Genomic DNA, 17,738 nt, shown 5'->3' on the forward strand with positions numbered 1-17,738 from the left:
TTATCTCCCTCAAATCAGGATTTTGTTTTAGCGATAGACAATGCCGCCGTCCGTTAAAATGGATTGACCCGTAATATAGTCCGAATCATTACTTGCCAGAAAAGCAACTAATGCGGCTACATCGTCTGGTGTTTGGGCTCTACCTAAAGCAATACCTTCCACATACTTTTTATAAGTTTCACCAATTGCGGCACCGGTAATTTCAGCAAAACGTTTATCGATTTCAACCCACATATCAGTTCCCACAATTCCAGGGCAATATCCATTTACCGTAATACCGTGACTGGCATATTCTTTTGCCGCAGCTTGGGTAAGTGCTCGTACCGCAAATTTGGTTGCCGAGTAAATACCGAGTAAAGCAAACCCATCGTGGCCTGCAATTGAGCAAGCATTAATGATTTTTCCTTTATGTTGACGTTGCTTAAATTTTGCAGCAGCAGCCTGTATTCCCCACAGCACGCCGCCAATATTAATATCAACAATTTTTTGGAATTCATCAGGTGTGATATCCGCAATCGCTTGTACTTGTGCAATTCCAGCGTTATTAATCATGACATCAAACCCACCAAGTGTCTGCTCAGCATGATTTATAGCGGCATACACTTGCTCGCGGTCACTTACATTAGCAATAAATATGCTCGCATTTACACCTAAAGCTTGAATTTCCTGCTGCACATCGTTCAGTTGATCTTGTTTCATATCAATTAATGCAATATGTGCTCCTTCTTGCGCCAAGCGCAGGGCAATCCCACGGCCAATGCCTTGAGCTGCCCCAGTCACTAAAACGACTTTATTTTTTAATCCCTTAACCATGTTCAACTCCTGTAAATTTAGAATTTCTACATATGAATCGCTCGTTGCATTGAAGCCAAAATGGATTCATGCATGGCTTCTGATAATGTTGGATGTGGGAAAATCACTTGAGCTAAACTTTCATCAGTTGCTTCTAGATATTTCGCAATCGCAAAGCCTTGAATATGTTCGGTCACTTCATGACCCACCATATGTGCACCAAGTAATTCACCCGTTTCTGCATGTATCACCGTTTTAACGAAACCTGACGCATCTCCAATTGCCAAAGCTTTACCATTTGCAGTTAAAGAAAACTTACCGATTCGTATAGGTAGATTCTGAGCTTTTGCTGCATTTTCCGTTAAACCAATACTCGCCACTTGTGGATGTGTAAAAATACAACCCGGTATCTGGCTACGATCGAGTGAATGGACGTTTGCTACACCAGCGATTTTCTCGACACATATCATGGCTTCATGGCTTGCTTTATGGGCAAGACACGGTGCACCAGCCACATCACCGATGGCATAAAGCCCTGCTACGTTGGTTTTACAATAGTCATCAATTGCCACAAAACCTTGTCGATTGAGTTCTACACCTAAACGTTCTAGTCCTAGCCCTGTGGTATTCGGCTGTACACCAATTGCCGAAAGCACGCGGTCAAAAACAAGCGTTTGAACATCATTTGCCGTTTCAACTACACAGTGGACTTGCTCATTTTCAATCTGAATACTTTGAACGACAGCATCGGTTAAGACTTTCATACCTTTTTGTTCAAATTGTTTTCTAACAAATTGAGCAACCTCTGCATCTTCGGTCGGTAAAATTTGCTTAGCTAAATCAATAAGCGTGACCTGACATCCCAAGTCTTGATAAAGGCTAGCAAATTCACTACCAATTGCACCCGAGCCCACAACCATTAAACTTTTTGGTAACTGTTCTGGAACAAGTGCTTCTTTATAGCTCCAGACATATGTTCCATCGACAGGAAGCTGAGAAACATGTCGAGCTTTAGCTCCAGTTGCCAAAATAATATGGGGCGCACTCAAAGCCTGACTGTTACCTTGAGCATCGGTCACTTCAATTTTTTCTTTAGCCGTAAGCTGAGCACGACCATTAAAAACCGTCACCTGATTGTTTTTAAGTAAGTAATCGATGCCTTGTACCAGCTGTGCTGAAACTTGTCGGCTATGTTGTACAAGCTTTTGAATATCAAAATCGAGTTGAGATACCTGAAAACCAAACTGTCCAGCATGTTTAAACTGAGTTGCAAGCTCTGCGCCTGCAAGCAAAGCTTTAGTTGGAATACAGCCCCAATTTAGACAAATTCCGCCTAAATGTTGCTCTTCTACAATTGCGGTTTTTAACCCGAGCTGGGCTGCACGAATTGCAGCCACATACCCACCCGGTCCCGCGCCAATCACAATTAAATCAAATTGAGCTTCTGACATGCGGGTTCTCCTACACCAAAATTAAAGCAGGGTTTTCAACAAACTGCTTAAAGCTGGCCAAGAATTTCGCCCCAACTGCGCCATCAATAACTCGGTGATCGCATGACAACGTCGCTGTGACAATCTCACGAACCACTACATTGCCATTTTCGACAACAGCGCGAGATTCCGAAGCACCTAATGCCATAATTGCACCTTGCGGTGGGTTAATAATGGCATCGAACTGTTTAATGCCTAACATTCCTAAATTTGAAATGCTAAAGCTCCCCCCCTGAAACTCGTCAGGTTGTAACTTGCCAGTCTTAGCACGGGTTGCCAAATCACGCATGTCATCGGAAATCTGTGCTAAAGACTTCTGATTTGCAGCTTTCACAATGGGTGTAATTAAACCGTTTGGAATCGCTACAGCCACCGAAATATCCGCTTGAGAGAACTGTAAAATTGATTGAGTCGCCTCATCAAATTGAACATTCACTTCAGGTACTTTAATCAGTGCCGCAGCAGCTGCTTTAATTAGCATGTCATTAATAGAAAGTTTGACTTGAGGAACCGTTTCATTAATCTGCTTACGTAATTTTTGCAAAGCCTCTACGTTGAGATCGACCACTAAGCGGAAATGCGGTGCATTACGTTTTGCAGCTTGTAAGCGTGAAGCAATCGCTTTACGCATCCCATTCATCGCCACAGTCGTAATTGTTGATTGTGGTTGAGTAACAGCACATTGAGCAGATTGTTCATTTACCGACGTTGGATTGTTACGATAGTAAACTGCTTCAACATCTTCTTTGCAGACACGGCCACGAGTACCTGAAACACGGCAGTCATTTAGGTTAATACCCCATTGTTTTGCTAAACGACGTGCTACAGGTGTCGCTAAAACTTGGCTATCATCGGCTGTAGATTTAACCACTTTAGCTTGAGTTTGCTGCTTAACATCAGGCCACTGACCACCAGCAGCTTGCACAGCTTTTTGGATGTCTTGAACACTAATACGTCCTTCACGACCAGAACCCGTGACTTTTGCCAAGTTTACATTGTGCTTTTCTGCAAGCTTTAACGCATGTGGTGTTGCAAACAAATCATCAGATGTTTGATAGCCTTGCAATGACTCCGGTACAGCATAGTCACCTTTAGCTACCTTTGCAGGAGCTGGAGCACTTGCAGCTACAGACTGTGGTTGTTCGGCTTTTTCAGCAACAGGTGCAGATGTTTCCGGTTTACTTTGTTCCGAAGGTGCTTCGGGGGCCTTAGCTGCTGAACCACCTAGTGATGCAATAAACTGCTCAATTTCTGCATCAGAAACTTGGCTTTCAGCACATACAGCAATAAGACCACCAACAGGTAAAGTATCACCATCTTTCGCTAAAATTTTACGGAGAGTTCCCGCAAAAGGCGCTTCTAATACATTGACGATTTTTGTGGTTTCAATTTCACAAATTTCATCGCCCTTATTAAAGCTATCATCCTCTTTAATCAACCATTGGGCGATCGTGCCTTCTTCCATGGATAATCCCCATTTTGGGATCTCCAGCGTTTTAATTTCGCTCATCCTAAGCCTCCAATGTTTTTCGCACAGCTTGCTCAATACGCTCTACACTTGGAATCCATTCTTTTTCTAAAACCGGAGAGAATGGAACAGGCGTATGTGGTGGCGTTACGAGTTCAACAGGTGCTTTTAAATAGTGGAAACCTTTTTGCGCGATCAGTGCAGCCACATCATGACCAAAGCCACAACGTGCAGCTGATTCATCGACAATAACCACACGTCCAGTCGACGCAACAGACTCTAAAATTCCTTCTTCATCCAGAGGTGAAATTGTGCGAGGGTCGACCACTTCAACCGAAATGCCATCTTTTGCTAGTTTGTCTGCTACTTCATTGGCACGGTGTACCATCAGGCCTAAAGCAATAATGGTCACGTCTGTCCCTTCACGGGTGTAATTTGCTACACCAAAAGGAATGGTATAGGCATCATCTGGAACTTCGCCTTTAATGTCATAAAGCATTTTATGTTCACAAAACACTACAGGGTCATCATCACGAATAGCCTGAATTAACAGCCCTTTCACATCATATGGGCTAGATGGCACTACAACTTTTAAGCCTGGAACCGCAGCAAATACGTTATATGGTGACTGAGAATGCTGGGCTGCCGCAGAAAAACCAGCGCCAATCATGCCACGTACAACCATTGGTGCTTTTGCTTTTCCGCCAAACATATAACGGAATTTAGCGGCTTGGTTATAGAGCATGTCATGACACACGCCATAGAAATCCATAAACATTAAATCAGCAACAGGACGTAAACCTGTTGCAGCCGCACCGGCAGCCATACCGATAATTGCAGACTCGGTAATTGGTGTATCAATCACACGTTCTGAACCAAACTCCGTCCATAACCCTTTGGTTACACCAAGTACCCCACCGAAGCCTTCAAGCTCGTTCTCTTCGGTATTTTTACCGCCGTGTCCACCACGAACATCTTCACCAACAACAAATACGGTTGGATCACGACGCATTTCTGATTCAATGGCTTCTTTAATTGCATTACGAAAACTTTTATTTGGCATCTTTACTATTCCTTTAGTAAGAGACATAGACGTCAGTAAGGAGTTGTTCTGGTTTTGGGTATGCCGCAGCACGAGCTTTAGCAACGGCATCATCAACATTTGCCTTAGAATCTGCATCAATCTCGTCTAGTTTGGCTTCATCAATTTTGCCTTTGACTTTTTCGCGGAAAATTTTCAAAGGATCTTTGTTCTCTTTAATAAACTCGACTTCTTCCTTAGAACGAATCAAGCCAGGGTCACCTTCGAAGTGGCCATAAAAGCGGTTCGTAATGGTTTCAATAACACTCGGACCTTCACCACGACGTGCACGTTCAATGGCAGTTTGAGCAGCTTCATAGACGGCAAAGAAATCGGTCCCATCAACTTTAACTGCAGGTAAACCAAAACCTGCTGCACGACCAGCAATGTCCTTGCTTCCTACTGCGTAATCATGCCCTGTTCCTTCACCAAAGCCGTTATTTTCAAAAACGAAAATTACTGGAAGTTTAAGTACAACAGCCATGTTCATCGCTTCAAAAGTAAGGCCTTGGTTTGAGCCACCGTCACCTGTAAAAGACAGTCCGACACCACCAGTCTTTAAGGTTTTCGCTGTCAACGCCGCACCAATAGCTAAAGGAGGTCCACCACCCACAATCCCATTGGCACCGAGCATACCTTTATCTAAATCGGCAATATGCATAGAACCGCCTTTTCCACGGCATAGCCCGTCATCTTTACCGAAAATTTCCAGCATCATGGCGTGAATGTCACAGCCTTTTGCAATACAGTGTCCATGTCCACGGTGTGTTGAAGTGATATAGTCTTTGTCGGTTAAATTTTCGCAAATCCCGACTGCTACAGCTTCTTCACCACTGTATAAGTGAATAAAGCCAGGAATATCACCATTGGTATTTTCTTCGTGAAGTCGATCCTCAAATTCACGAATATCGCGCATGCGTTTATATGCTGCGAGTAATTGCTCTTCCGTTAATTGCATATCCTTTTCCTTTATTATCTTGATTATTAAAAATCAACCAAGTTTCAGCGAGAGTTATATATTTCGCTATAAATAATAAAGCTCAATTTAATTTAATATGCTATTAGACTAAAAAGTTTTAAATGGTTTTTATGGATATTATTTTTTATTTTTCAAAAACTTGTACAGCAAAAATAAAATTAAAAAATTTTAATACATTTCATTGGCTTGTGAAACAAACCTTTAACCAACCTTTATTAATTTATAATATTTGCTGTGCACTATACGCATTAATAAATTCTTTATTTCTTATTTATAGAAATAAGGTTTTTTATTATAACCAGTCTAGTTGCAAATTTATTTAATATAAAATGGAATTTCATATATGGACTTAAAAAGGCAAATAGAGACAGGTATTAAGTTAAGAGGAATAGATAAAGTTTCTCGTATTCCTATTAAAATTTTACCTACCGAAGAATTACCTAAAAAGCCTGAATGGATTCGAGCAAAAATAACTGATTTCGAAGAAATTCAACGTATCAAAAATTTATTACGCCAACAAAAGCTACATAGTGTTTGCGAAGAAGCCGCATGTCCAAATCTACCTGAATGTTTTGGTGGTGGTACGGCAACATTTATGATTATGGGAGATATTTGTACAAGACGTTGCCCTTTCTGCGATGTAGCACATGGTCGTCCAATGCCTTTAGATGAAAATGAACCTAAACATCTAGCTGAGACGGTCGCTAACCTAAACTTAAAATATGTAGTCATTACCTCTGTAGACCGTGATGATCTACACGATGGTGGTGCAGCACATTTTGTGAAGTGTATTGAAGAAATCAGAAACCGTTGTCCAGATACGCTAATTGAAATTTTAGTTCCGGACTTTCGTGGCCGTTTAGAAACAGCACTCTCTACATTAAGCTTATCACCACCCGATGTGTTTAATCATAATATTGAGACAGTACCGCGTTTATATAAAGCGATGCGCCCCGGTTCGGACTATCAGCATTCGTTAAATTTATTAAAACGTTTTAAAAAATACTGTCCTGATATCAAAACTAAATGTGGCCTAATGGTAGGGTTAGGAGAAATTGAAGCTGAGGTTATTGCTCTACTCAATGATTTAAAAGATCATGATGTAGATTTAGTGACTATTGGACAATATTTACAGCCCTCTAAATCACATGCGCCTATTCATCGGTTTGTAAATTTACAAGAATTTGAACGATATACCCGACACGGTAAGCGATTAGGTTTTAAAAATATTTGGAGTGGACCTATGGTTCGTTCTAGCTATTTTGCTGATCGACAATATTTCGGAGAAGAAGTGCCAAAGCCTTTTAGCCGACAAGATGTCTTATCTTAATGATTAGGCAATTAACAAAACTTATCCAATAGGATAATGGTCAAGCCTTATGAAATTATTTAAGGTAAGGAGATAACTAGGAAATAGTCACAATAAGAAAGTTATAACTATTGAGCGGCTACGGATACGCCATTTCAATGATAAAGGAATTTCGATATGGATATGTCAGAACAATTATCATCGCCTTTAATAGATACTACCCCGTCCTTATTTCGGCCGGAATCCTCATCTCATTCTAAACAATTAGGGAAAAAACCATCACTTGACCTTGAGGCAGCGCCTTTGTTTGATCTGGGTGAGGAATGGGAACATTCATTATTTGGTCGTTCGATTCACGAGTGCCATCGCAACTTAATGCATATTGCCGAAGATGCCGATATGGCCATTGGTGTGACTGATCCTCATGGTACTCTACTTTGGACATGGAGTAGTCACCCTATGCGCTCATCGGCAGAGCAAGTACACTTTGTCGAAGGTGGCCAGTGGTCTACTCAGGCAGTAGGTCAAAATGCCATTGGTTTAGCATTAAATACACATTCTGCAAGCTGTGTTTACTCACATGAAAACCAAATGAATAGTGTCAGAGACTGGGTCTGTTATGCAGCACCGATTACCGATGCGAATACAGGTCAGTTTTATGGAATTATGAATTTATCGACCAAATATCAAAAACATAATTCACTTGGAGTTTTAGCAGTAGAGCGTTGTGCTGACATTGTTAAACAAGCAATTCAGCTTCATCAGAAAAATATCTTATATATTAAAGCCTTCGGCACTCCTAAAGTTCAATATAACCAACACAGCCTTACATTGACTCAACGTCAAATTGAGATTCTGTGCATTCTAACCCTTTGTCCCGAAGGGATTAATCTTGAAGAACTTCATTATGCTTTATATGGTGATCGGCCTGTAAGTACTACCACTTTAAAAGCAGAACTTTCTCAACTCAGAAACTTAATACCCGACGTTATCGAGTCCCGACCATATAGACTTAACTGCGAAATTCAATGTGATTTTTTAATGGCCGAACAAGCCTTAAACCTTGGTTTTACATCAACTACGCTTACACTCTATAGAGGGAGTTTCTTAGCTAAATCAGAAAGTCCTTTTTTATGCGCATGGAGAGATTGTTTTGATGCTCGTTTGAGTCATGTGATTTATCAAATTGAAGATATTGATCAATTATTGCGAGTAGTCAGTCGTGTACCAGACCGTGTAGATGCTGTTGAACGTTTACTTGAATTATTACCCGAAGAAACACCTTATCGAACTAAACTCTTAAAGTTGCTCGAATAAAATAAAAGGGAGAATATCCATACAATATTCTCCCTTTTTAAGGCTAGATCAAGCAGAGGCTTGAAGCTGTACCCTATAACAGTCGTCCAAAGCTAATTCATAATATCGCAGCCCTTCTTCAGCAGCATGAAATGCTTTTTGCTGCCAGTCAGGACGGTCATTACATAAGCGCTTAATCAATTCCATAGCTTCATATGGATGAAGATCATCGTAATGTGCATGAGCGCGCAACCAAGCTAAAGAACGTTTATCAATCGTGACTTCAGGATGATTAGTATAGGTATGAATACCTTTATACACCTGAATAGACCAATCTCCAGTTGCCCATTCAATCGCCAAATTTGTTGCAGCCAGACATTCTGCCAAATTGCCTCGATGACTCATATTCCATAGAAAATGGTTTACAGCATTCATAGCAGCGGGTGGTCTTACATGATCAAGTTCTTCAACTGTTAAGCCAAAACCTCCAGCCCAATCGCGATACCATTTTAAGTGTCGCTCTTCCACCTTAATATTTTGAATTAACCAATCTCGCGCTTCAGTAACTCCCGGTTCAGAAAATCCAGTCGCTTTCCCCAATGCTCCAGCCATATATGACGGGAAATGGGCGACTAATGGATAGAAATTAAGTAAAGCATAACGGAAACTATCTAGGCTCAATCCCCCATTGGCCATTTCCGTAAAAAACGGATGTTTACTCACCCGTTCTTTAGCTGGTAACAGGTCGTCCCAGAACCGTTGTGACCATCCATTATGCGGCGTAATTTCTAAATTCATTCCATATTGATTTAGAGCAGTCATTGCTAATTTTCCTATTTATATGACAGCAATCATCTGTATTTCACGCTATAAGTCTATCCGAAAATGATAAAGATACAATCGTTAATCGACCATTTGTAACTTTTTTCGATGGATTGGAGAACTTTAGATAATTATTAGGCTAATCATTGAAATGTCGTGATTTTTATCACATTTAACATAGATAAAAATCATTACTTTTTTAAAAAATCTGTATTATTATTTTGAATAAACCACACATTATATAATCAATATTTTTAGATGGAACTTTACTTAAAATAAGTCTCATTTTATGACAACTTCCAATATAGAGAGCATTAATTATGAAGTTGCAGGGTTCCAATATATTGGGACAGGAACAAATAGATTTATTAACCACACGAGGATTAAACTTTGTATGGTTTCCAAAGCAGCTTGAAACGATTTACCGTTTTCAATACCAAAACGGTGCTGCCTATGAGTTCCGCTATAGAGCGCCTATTATTTTAATATTATATATATTTTTAAGCTTTGGTATATATCAAGTTTTACCAAGTGAACAAGTTTTATCCTGGTTTAGCTATTATTCTTGGGTTGGTGTAATTGTTCTTATCGCTTGGATTTTATCATTTATTAAAAAATTAAATCAGTATTTTGATTATTATGTAGGAGTTGGCTCGGCTTTAGCGGTAGCAATTACTTTTATTTTAATTAACGTTATTGAGAATGGACAAGATAATGTTCTTTTTCATGCTGCGATGATGTATGCAATCGTTATTATTTATGGTGCTGTTGGTATGCGCTTCTATACAGCCATATTTGCTGGATGGATGGGAGGACTAGTTGGAATTTTAGTAAGTAACTACTTAAATGGTGTGATCGACTGGACATTCTTAAACCGAACTTACACTTTTAGTAGTTTTTTGGGAATGACCCTCGCCTATGCAACGGACCGTCAACATCGAGAAAACTATTTACAAAACTGTATGATTGAGCTAAACCGTATTGAGCTCATGCAACAAGCGCAGCAGTTATCCTTACTTTCTCAGCAAGATGCACTTACTGGTTTAGCCAATCGACGTTATCTAGATGAAACCTTGGATAATGAATGGCGCCGTGCATTACGACATGAAACCCCACTCACTATTATGATGGTCGATATCGATTATTTTAAAGCATACAATGACACGTTAGGACATCTCAAAGGTGATGAATGTTTAAAAGAAATCGCAATTGCTATTTCTTCTATTGCTGCTCGTAGTGGTGATTTAGTTGCTCGTTATGGTGGTGAAGAGTTTTTACTACTATTCCCAATGACAAATTCTCAGCAAGCTTTGATACAAGTCGAACGTTTAATGAATGCGATTAATAAAATTGCGATTAAACACCCATGTAGTGATGTTTCACCACAAGTCACTATTAGCGTTGGAGTAGCAACCACAATTCCACGTCTAAACGATTCTATTTCTGCTTTTGTGGCACGAGCTGATCATGCATTATATAAAGCAAAAACCAATGGACGTAATCAATATAAGATTGCTGTAAATGAAGAACAAATTGTAGATTTAACTTAATAATGGCAAATAACAATTGAGGATAACTTTTGGCTAGTGATTACATTATTTTTTTTTGATATTAATCTTTTGAATTAAAATAATGAAAGAATTCTCTATTTAGCTTTTCCATCCGTGGTAAAGCTAAAATGTAATCTAGATTTAATATGTACTAAATATTGTTGTTTAGTTCCTAATATTAAATTAAGAATGATTTAGTTAAGATTAATACATACCTACTCTAAGCTAAAAAATTCAAGTTCATCAGAATTCTCCTTTTAACTTCTTCCAAAGTTTATTTATAAAATAGAGCAATAAGTTTTGCTCCATTCTAGGAGGGGCTGTCTGAACAATTTCATTTGAAAATGGCAATATCGAGACAATATTCTCATGTATCGTTTCATAGTTCGGATAAGCCTCTTTTTTAATAATCTCTATAATTTTTTGTATTTCATCTACAGATAAGTTCAAGAATTTTTTAATTTCTTGGACTGTTTTTGATTCAATAGATAATAAAGCACAAACTCTAGTGACATTAACAATCTGCTCTGCATGAATATTTTTAAAGTTTGGATAACAAACAAGTTTATATAGAATTTTTGTCTCAAACGGATCTGTAGCGGTTATATTTTCTATTCGTTCTCGATAAGATTTTTTAAAATATTCATTATTTTCAATTTCTAATAAAATTTTTAATAGTTCCTGATACCTTAAGGGTCTCTTTAGACCATATTGATAACCTTTTAAAAGCTCAGGATTATTACTTAATACAATTTTAATTTTTTTAGGAATAAGAATATTTGTATAGCCGCTATCTAAATCAATAATATATATATCTGGATTATCATCACTATATATCCAGTTTTCAGATAGCTGAGACGATAAAGATAAGTCATGAATAACTTTTATCATTGCCTCTAAGTTTTTAGGCAATAGTTTATCCTTTGACATACAGCCAATTCTATATGTACATTGATTCATTGATATTTCCCCAATTTCAATGATGACTTTGAAAATTATTTGTTTAAAGTAATAAAATTTAAATATGTAATAAACTTATATAAAACTAATTTTAATAAAATTAGTTTTAAGATATAAATATCTTGTGCAAGTATAAAAATTAATAAGATTTTAATTTTTTACTTAAGCAGATAAATATATTCAGAAATAAATCGCGGGTATTATATTTATATAGAGATTATAAGACAAGGAAATAATTTAAAATTTAATAGAGCCGAATATGATAAAAAATTAAAGCCCCCCAAGTTTAAGTTAAATATGGGGGCTTAATTTACTATAGTCAAAATTATGACTATGGTTCAATTGGTGCAAACGGTGGAACAACATCTGCATTTTGTGCACGATGGCGTAGGAAGTGATCCATTAGGACAATAGCCAACATTGCTTCTGCAATTGGAGTTGCTCGTACACCTACACATGGGTCATGACGACCTTTAGTTAACACATCAGTATCTTCACGGCTTAAATTAATCGTTTTACCTGGCGTTGTAATACTTGCAGTAGGCTTTAATGCAATAGCGACTCGAATGGTTTGACCACTCGAAATACCGCCTAAAATACCGCCTGCATGGTTCGCTAAGAAGCCATTACTCGTCAACTCATCACGTGTTTCATGACCAAACTGCCCAGCAACTGCGAAACCATCCCCGATTTCAACACCTTTAACCGCATTAATGCTCATCATGGCATGAGCAATGTCAGCATCTAGACGGTCAAAAACAGGTTCACCCCAACCTACAGGAACTTTTTCAGCTAAAATTTCTAGCTTAGCCCCGCAGCTTGTGCCTTGTTCACGCAAAGACGTAACCAATGCTTCAAAACGAGGAACAGCATTTACATCGCCACAGAAAAATGGATTATTTGGAACTTCATTCCAATCCAGTTTTTCAGCAACTTCATTACCAATTTGTGTGACATGACCGCGAATCAATACACCAAATTTTTCTGCTAAATATTTTTTAGCAATAGCACCCGCTGCAACACGCATAGCAGTTTCACGTGCACTCGAACGACCGCCACCACGGTAATCACGGAAACCATACTTTTGTGTATAGGTGTAGTCCGCATGACCCGGTCTAAAAGTCTGAGCAATATTGCCGTAATCTTTCGATTTTTGGTCAGTATTACGAATAAGTAAACCAATTGGCGTACCAGTAGTTTTACCCTCAAACACACCAGAAATAATTTCAACCTGATCAGGTTCTTTGCGCTGGGTCGCAAATTTTGATGTACCCGGCTTGCGGCGGTCCAGATCTTTTTGTAGATCTTCTTCGGTTAACTCAAGACCAGGTGGCACACCATCAACAATTGCCATTAAGCCAACGCCATGAGACTCGCCACATGTCGTTACACGAAAGAGTTGTCCAATACTGTTCCCTGCCATATGTACAACTCCTTATGCTTGTTGCTGTTCAAATAATTTTCTATAACGACGACATTGTTCTGCGGTTAAAGCAAAAATGCCAGAACCACCTTTTTGGAAAGTAAGCCAGTTGAAATCAATCGTATTGAAGTTTTGGCACATAGCCCATTCAGAATTACCCACTTCAATGACAATTAAACCATCTTCAGTTAAATAATCTGCCGCTTGAGCAAGCATTTTACGCACTAGATCTAAACCGTCTTGACCTGCTGCCAATGCAAGCTCAGGTTCGTGTAAAAACTCTTCCGGTAAGTCAGCCATATCTTCGGCATCAACGTACGGAGGATTACTTACAATTAAATCGTACTGGTTTTCAGCTGGAATCTTGGCAAATAAATCAGATTCAAGTAACGCAACTTGATATTGCTTATTGTGGTGTTCAACATTAATCGATGCTACTTCTAAGGCTTCTTTAGAGATGTCCGTTGCATCCACTTCCGCATCTGGGTATGCATAAGCCAAAGCAACAGCAATACAACCAGAACCTGTACACATATCTAAAATACGCTGTGGAGTTTTAGGTTTTGCATTTTCTGGCAGGTTGTTAAGTGCTTCACGCATTTGACCATTTTCATCTAAGCAATATGGTGCAAAGCGCTGTTCAATTAATTCAGCAATTGGTGAACGCGGAATAAGTACGCGCTCATCCACATAAAATGGCTTATTAAAGAAGTAAGCTAAATTTAATAAATAAGAAGTCGGAATACGGTCATTAATACGACGTTCTAACAAACTTAAGAATTCTGCTTTTTCACTTGGCAAAAGCTTAGCATCTAAAATCTCTGAGTCTGCTGACCATTCAAGAGATAAGGTTTGTAAAACTAATGCAGAACTTTCTGCAAAATAATCTTCAGTACCTTGTCCTAAATGTGCATCATGTTGACGTAATGCTGATACCCCAAAGCGAATAAAATCTCGAATTGTAGATAAATTTTCAGCAGCTTCCTGTAAATGTTCAGGGCTAATCGTCGGTCGCTCCACTTAGGCGTCTCCAAAGGCAAATTTTGCAAAGTGACTATTCTACTGAGTGAGACAAAGCAACGCAACGCTTTGCCTTGTGAAGCAGTGTTTTACACACCTATCTCTAACAATCACAGCTTAAAATCAGAATACTTTGTTTTAATTAAGAAATAATGAACTTTTAACCAGGTATAGATTTCGCCTATGAAATAAAAAAGCGGTCAATATTTAAAGACCGCTTTTTGTGTTTAGTTGGTTTAAAGCTTAAGTTTTTCTGCCACATAATCCGAATCTTTGTCTCCACGACCAGAAAGATTAACCACAATCATGGTTTCTTTCGACAGCTTTGGTGCTTCTCGTATTGCCCATGCGACAGCGTGTGAGCTTTCAAGCGCAGGAACAATTCCTTCTACACGAGATAAGGTCATAAAAGCATCCAAACATTCTTGATCAGTTGCTGTGCTATATTCAACACGGCCTAAATCTTTTAAGAAACTATGCTGTGGCCCAACACCAGGATAATCCAATCCTGAAGCAATAGAATGCACGGGTAATGGTTCACCAGCTTCATTTTCAAGCACGTAACACGCCATACCATGAATTTGACTTGGTTTACCTAAGGTTAAAGTTGCCGAATGCATGTGAGTTTCTAAACCATGTCCTGCTGGTTCAACCCCAACCAATTTCACATCCGAATCATTTAAAAATGCCGTAAAAGCACCGATTGCATTTGAACCGCCACCAACACATGCAACAACATAATCTGGGTTTTTACCAAAACGATGATGCGTCTGCTCTTTAATTTCATTGCCAATAATCGATTGAAAATCTCGAACCATTTTTGGAAATGGATGTGGTCCAACCACAGAACCAATTGCATAAATAAAGTTTTTAGGGTCTTTTAAATATTCTTCAAACGCGCTATCTACAGCATCTTTTAAGGTTGCTGTACCACGTGTTACTGAAACTAAATGAGCACCCAAAATTTTCATTTTGACCACATTAGGGTGTTCTTTTTCAATATCGACTTGTCCCATGTGAATTTCACATGGAATACCAACTAAAGCACAAGCCGTGGCTAAAGCAACGCCATGCTGTCCCGCACCTGTTTCAGCAATAACTTTCTTTTTGCCCATATATTTGGCAAGAAGAGCCTCACCTAAACAGTGATTAATTTTATGGGCACCCGTGTGATTTAAGTCTTCACGTTTTAAATAAATTTGTGCACCGCCTAACTGCTCAGAAAGACGTTTTGCGTGAAATAAAGGACTTGGACGACCTACATAATTTGTAAAGAGGTCTGATAGTTCATTTTGAAATTCTGGTGTATGGCGAATTTCCTCATAAGCAACATTAATTTCATCCATTGCTTCTTTTAAATGCGGAGGAATAAATTGGCCTCCATATTCACCAAAAAATCCCTGTTCATTTGGCAAAGCAATACCATTAATTTGATGTTGCATATCATCCCTCTTTTTAAATTATTAAAGTTATCAAGTTTATCGAGAAAGGTAACGCGTCAGATCCTCAATGCCTTTTAGGGTCATTGGATACATATGGTTTTCAAAAATATCTTTAATCCAACCAATGGTTTGAGTGTAATGCCAATATCCTTCAGTTTCAGGGTTTAACCATGCTGTTTTATCAAAATGTTGACGTAGGCGACGTAACCAAACCTCACCTGTTTCATCATTCATATATTCAACCGAGCCACCTACCGATTTCAACTCATACGGTGCCATACTGGCATCACCCACCACAATTACACGATAGTCGCGTCCGTAAGTATGGAACAGATCCCACGTATTCATACGCGTTGCTGTTCTTCGGTAGTTATCTTTCCAAACATAGTCATAAAGACAATTATGGAAATAAAAGTATTCGAGTGTCTTAAACTCACTTTTAGCAGCACTAAAGAGTTTTTCGCATTGGGCAATGTGCGCATCCATCGAACCACCCACATCAAACAACATGAGTACTTTTATTCGATTACGACGCTCTGGCACCATTTGAACATCAAGAATACCTTGTTTGGCTGTTTCTCGAATAGTTCCATCAACGTCTAACTCTTCAGCTGCGCCTTGGCGAGCAAATTTGCGTAAACGTCGTAATGCAATTTGCATCTGACGAGTTCCAAGAACTTGGTCATCATCTAGATTTTGGTATTTCCGCTGTTCCCAGACTTTAACCGCCGAACGTTTACGCCCCGGCCCACCAATTCTGACTCCTTCTGGATGGTCACCAAAAGCTCCAAAAGGTGAAGTTCCACCTGTGCCAACCATACGGTTACCACCTTGGTGTTTCTTATGCTGTTCGCGTAAACGCTCTTCTAGCATCTTCATGAGTTCTTCTAAAGAACCCGCTTTTTGAAGTTCAGCTCTTTGCTCTGGTGTTAAATGCTTTTCGAGAAGTTCTAAATCGAACCAGTCTTTTGGTAATTTATGAACCTGCTTAAGCAACTCATCGATATCAAAAGTTTCAATGCCATCAAAGTAATCTTTCATGGCACGATCAAACTTATCAAAAAATCGCTCATCTTTAACTAAAATAGTTTTAGCAAGCTGATAGAACTCTTCTTGGTCAGCAAAAACCAAACCTTCACTCACCGCACGGTTTAGATCAATGAGTTCACGAGTGGTAACTGGAACACCATATTTACGTAAGGTGTAAAATAACCGCACAAACATGGGTTACTTCCTCCCTTAACGTCGAGACATGAAAGCCAAGCGTTCGAGAAGTTGTACATCTTGCTCGTTTTTGATGAGAGCACCATATAAAGGTGGAATAGCTTTAGAGGTATCTCGATTACGTAATACATCTTCAGGCATATCATCTGCCATGAGTAAACTTAACCAATCAATTAACTCAGAGGTTGATGGTGGTTTCTTCAAATTAGGAATTTCACGTAGTTTAAAGAAAACCTGTAAAGCTTCGTTCACCAATGTTGCAGAGATATTTGGGAAATGAACCGCAATGATTTCTCGCATTGTGGCTTCATCTGGAAACTCAATATAGTGGAAGAAGCAACGACGCAAGAAAGCATCTGGTAATTCTTTTTCATTATTTGAAGTAATAATTACAATTGGACGTTGCGTTGCCGTAATTGTTTCATTCGTTTCATAAACATAAAAAGACATTTTATCGAGTTCATGCAGCAAGTCATTTGGAAACTCGATATCGGCCTTATCAATTTCATCAATTAATATTACGCAACGCTCTTCACTGGTGAAAGCTTCCCACAATTTACCGGGTTTAATGTAGTTCTTAATATCGTAAACTCGGTCATCACCTAACTGGCTGTCTCTTAAACGAGAAACTGCATCATATTCATACAACCCTTGCTGCGCTTTAGTTGTAGATTTGATATGCCAAGTAATCAGTTTTAAACCTAAGCTTTCTGCTACTTGTTCAGCAAGTAAAGTTTTACCCGTGCCCGGTTCACCCTTAATTAGTAAAGGCTTTTGCAAAGCACGAGCTGCTTTTACAGCAAGCTTAAGACTATCAGTCGCGATATATTGATCTGTACCGGTAAAATGTTGGGTATCAGCAGACATGTAAAGACCTTATTT

General features: G+C 38.9%; 15 protein-coding genes. 3 read left to right on the plus strand and 12 right to left on the minus strand.

Going from position 1 to position 17,738, the window contains the following annotated elements; genetic code table 11:
* Positions 1–27 precede the first annotated feature (27 nt).
* Genes H7R46_RS09075 through H7R46_RS09095 form a run of 5 tightly spaced genes read right to left on the minus strand, consistent with a single transcriptional unit; the run spans position 28 to position 5,789 of the window.
* On the minus strand, positions 28–813 hold the full coding sequence (locus tag H7R46_RS09075) for an acetoin reductase (protein ID WP_032013046.1): 786 nt from the start codon (positions 811–813) through the stop codon (positions 28–30).
* A 26-nt stretch (positions 814–839) separates the two neighbouring features.
* Positions 840–2,243 (minus strand): dihydrolipoyl dehydrogenase, encoded by a 1,404-nt coding sequence (gene lpdA / locus H7R46_RS09080; protein ID WP_005069338.1) that lies wholly within the window; start codon positions 2,241–2,243, stop codon positions 840–842.
* A 10-nt stretch (positions 2,244–2,253) separates the two neighbouring features.
* Complete coding sequence (locus H7R46_RS09085) at positions 2,254–3,792, minus strand: 2-oxo acid dehydrogenase subunit E2 (RefSeq protein WP_086260945.1); 1,539 nt, start codon at positions 3,790–3,792, stop codon at positions 2,254–2,256.
* 1 nt (position 3,793) lies between these two features.
* The gene (locus tag H7R46_RS09090; protein ID WP_001133051.1) at positions 3,794–4,813 is read right to left on the minus strand and encodes an alpha-ketoacid dehydrogenase subunit beta; all 1,020 of its coding nucleotides are present in this window, start codon (positions 4,811–4,813) and stop codon (positions 3,794–3,796) included.
* A gap of 13 nt (positions 4,814–4,826) precedes the next feature.
* Positions 4,827–5,789 carry a thiamine pyrophosphate-dependent dehydrogenase E1 component subunit alpha gene (locus H7R46_RS09095; RefSeq protein WP_005069341.1) on the minus strand — a complete coding sequence of 321 codons (963 nt, stop codon included), beginning with the start codon at positions 5,787–5,789 and terminating at the stop codon, positions 4,827–4,829.
* Positions 5,790–6,153: 364 nt separating this feature from the next.
* Between H7R46_RS09095 and lipA the strand changes: the two genes are divergently transcribed.
* Complete coding sequence (lipA, locus tag H7R46_RS09100; protein WP_005069344.1) at positions 6,154–7,140, plus strand: lipoyl synthase; 987 nt, start codon at positions 6,154–6,156, stop codon at positions 7,138–7,140.
* A 156-nt stretch (positions 7,141–7,296) separates the two neighbouring features.
* Positions 7,297–8,436, plus strand: coding sequence for a hypothetical protein (locus H7R46_RS09105; protein WP_005069347.1), 1,140 nt, complete (start codon positions 7,297–7,299; stop codon positions 8,434–8,436).
* 48 nt (positions 8,437–8,484) lie between these two features.
* Here H7R46_RS09105 and H7R46_RS09110 read toward each other — a convergent pair whose 3' ends face one another.
* A complete protein-coding gene (locus H7R46_RS09110) occupies positions 8,485–9,237 on the minus strand; it encodes a TenA family transcriptional regulator (RefSeq protein ID WP_002113940.1) in 753 nt (250 codons plus the stop codon).
* A 320-nt stretch (positions 9,238–9,557) separates the two neighbouring features.
* On the opposite strand from H7R46_RS09110, the gene H7R46_RS09115 reads away from it, so the two are divergent.
* Positions 9,558–10,787 carry a GGDEF domain-containing protein gene (locus tag H7R46_RS09115; protein ID WP_005069350.1) on the plus strand — a complete coding sequence of 410 codons (1,230 nt, stop codon included), beginning with the start codon at positions 9,558–9,560 and terminating at the stop codon, positions 10,785–10,787.
* 243 nt (positions 10,788–11,030) lie between these two features.
* Here the strand turns inward: H7R46_RS09115 and H7R46_RS09120 are convergent, their stop codons facing one another.
* The 6 genes from H7R46_RS09120 to H7R46_RS09145 form a co-directional block, all read right to left on the minus strand.
* On the minus strand, positions 11,031–11,747 hold the full coding sequence (locus H7R46_RS09120) for a hypothetical protein (RefSeq protein WP_005069352.1): 717 nt from the start codon (positions 11,745–11,747) through the stop codon (positions 11,031–11,033).
* A 331-nt stretch (positions 11,748–12,078) separates the two neighbouring features.
* A complete protein-coding gene (gene aroC / locus H7R46_RS09125; RefSeq protein ID WP_005069354.1) occupies positions 12,079–13,170 on the minus strand; it encodes a chorismate synthase in 1,092 nt (363 codons plus the stop codon).
* Positions 13,171–13,182: 12 nt separating this feature from the next.
* Positions 13,183–14,190: a 50S ribosomal protein L3 N(5)-glutamine methyltransferase gene (gene prmB / locus H7R46_RS09130; protein WP_032013215.1), complete on the minus strand. Its 1,008-nt coding sequence runs from the start codon at positions 14,188–14,190 to the stop codon at positions 13,183–13,185.
* Positions 14,191–14,426: 236 nt separating this feature from the next.
* A complete protein-coding gene (gene trpB / locus H7R46_RS09135) occupies positions 14,427–15,632 on the minus strand; it encodes a tryptophan synthase subunit beta (RefSeq protein WP_005069358.1) in 1,206 nt (401 codons plus the stop codon).
* Positions 15,633–15,668: 36 nt separating this feature from the next.
* A complete protein-coding gene (locus H7R46_RS09140) occupies positions 15,669–16,856 on the minus strand; it encodes a vWA domain-containing protein (RefSeq protein WP_005069361.1) in 1,188 nt (395 codons plus the stop codon).
* A 15-nt stretch (positions 16,857–16,871) separates the two neighbouring features.
* Positions 16,872–17,723 carry an AAA family ATPase gene (locus H7R46_RS09145; RefSeq protein ID WP_086260947.1) on the minus strand — a complete coding sequence of 284 codons (852 nt, stop codon included), beginning with the start codon at positions 17,721–17,723 and terminating at the stop codon, positions 16,872–16,874.
* Positions 17,724–17,738: the final 15 nt, after the last annotated feature.

The organism is Acinetobacter sp. BEC1-S18-ESBL-01, from assembly GCF_014169935.1.
GTDB lineage: Bacteria > Pseudomonadota > Gammaproteobacteria > Pseudomonadales > Moraxellaceae > Acinetobacter > Acinetobacter pittii.

Excerpts from the sequence above, each read along its gene's own strand:
- H7R46_RS09075 (WP_032013046.1), bottom strand. The coding sequence starts at position 813 with ATGGTTAAGGGATTAAAAAATAAAGTCGTTTTAGTGACTGGGGCAGCT.
- lpdA (WP_005069338.1), bottom strand. The coding sequence starts at position 2,243 with ATGTCAGAAGCTCAATTTGATTTAATTGTGATTGGCGCGGGACCGGGT.
- H7R46_RS09085 (WP_086260945.1), bottom strand. The coding sequence starts at position 3,792 with ATGAGCGAAATTAAAACGCTGGAGATCCCAAAATGGGGATTATCCATG.
- H7R46_RS09090 (WP_001133051.1), bottom strand. The coding sequence starts at position 4,813 with ATGCCAAATAAAAGTTTTCGTAATGCAATTAAAGAAGCCATTGAATCA.
- H7R46_RS09095 (WP_005069341.1), bottom strand. The coding sequence starts at position 5,789 with ATGCAATTAACGGAAGAGCAATTACTCGCAGCATATAAACGCATGCGC.
- lipA (WP_005069344.1), top strand. The coding sequence starts at position 6,154 with ATGGACTTAAAAAGGCAAATAGAGACAGGTATTAAGTTAAGAGGAATA.
- H7R46_RS09105 (WP_005069347.1), top strand. The coding sequence starts at position 7,297 with ATGGATATGTCAGAACAATTATCATCGCCTTTAATAGATACTACCCCG.
- H7R46_RS09110 (WP_002113940.1), bottom strand. The coding sequence starts at position 9,237 with ATGACTGCTCTAAATCAATATGGAATGAATTTAGAAATTACGCCGCAT.
- H7R46_RS09115 (WP_005069350.1), top strand. The coding sequence starts at position 9,558 with ATGAAGTTGCAGGGTTCCAATATATTGGGACAGGAACAAATAGATTTA.
- H7R46_RS09120 (WP_005069352.1), bottom strand. The coding sequence starts at position 11,747 with ATGAATCAATGTACATATAGAATTGGCTGTATGTCAAAGGATAAACTA.
- aroC (WP_005069354.1), bottom strand. The coding sequence starts at position 13,170 with ATGGCAGGGAACAGTATTGGACAACTCTTTCGTGTAACGACATGTGGC.
- trpB (WP_005069358.1), bottom strand. The coding sequence starts at position 15,632 with ATGCAACATCAAATTAATGGTATTGCTTTGCCAAATGAACAGGGATTT.
- H7R46_RS09140 (WP_005069361.1), bottom strand. The coding sequence starts at position 16,856 with ATGTTTGTGCGGTTATTTTACACCTTACGTAAATATGGTGTTCCAGTT.
- H7R46_RS09145 (WP_086260947.1), bottom strand. The coding sequence starts at position 17,723 with ATGTCTGCTGATACCCAACATTTTACCGGTACAGATCAATATATCGCG.